General features: G+C 43.8%; 1 protein-coding gene. It reads left to right on the forward strand.

Going from position 1 to position 559, the window contains the following annotated elements; genetic code table 11:
* Positions 1-67 precede the first annotated feature (67 nt).
* Positions 68-559: an IS200/IS605 family transposase gene (gene tnpA, locus KQI17_RS13460; protein WP_216496699.1), complete on the forward strand. Its 492-nt coding sequence runs from the start codon at positions 68-70 to the stop codon at positions 557-559.

The raw sequence follows: 559 nt of genomic DNA on the forward strand, positions 1-559 counted from the left end.
AAAACCTCCTATTGCGGTATACTGGTAAAGGTTTGGCGACCGCATTACCAGAGCAATAGGAGGTTTTATGCAATTTAAAAAAGACGAAAGAAACGAAATAAAGAGCACATCACATTCAAGATACCGTTGTCAGTATCACATCGTATTCGCACCGAAGTACCGCAGAAAAGAGATCTATGGGCAGTTGAAGAAAGACATAGGAGAAATACTGCGGACCTTGTGCAAGCAAAAGAACGTGGAAATACTGGAGGCAGAGGCGTGCATAGACCACATACATATGCTGGTGAGCATTCCGCCGTACTTAAGTGTAGCACAGTTCATGGGATTTCTCAAGGGAAAGAGCAGTTTGATGATCTTCGACAGGCACGCGAATTTGAAGTACAAGTATGGGTCGAGGAATTTTTGGTGCAGAGGATACTATGTGGATACTGTGGGGCGCAACAAAAAGATCATAGCGGAGTATATCCGAAATCAACTTGAGGAGGATTACGCTGCGGATCAGATCAGCATCAAAGAATATGCAGACCCGTTTACGGGTGACAAGAATAAGAAGGCATAA

Origin of the sequence: Oscillibacter sp. MSJ-31 (assembly GCF_018918025.1) — a bacterium.
Lineage (GTDB): Bacteria > Bacillota > Clostridia > Oscillospirales > Oscillospiraceae > Hominicoprocola.

Coding starts and splice junctions, on each gene's coding strand:
- tnpA (WP_216496699.1), top strand. CDS start 68: ATGCAATTTAAAAAAGACGAAAGAAACGAAATAAAGAGCACATCACAT.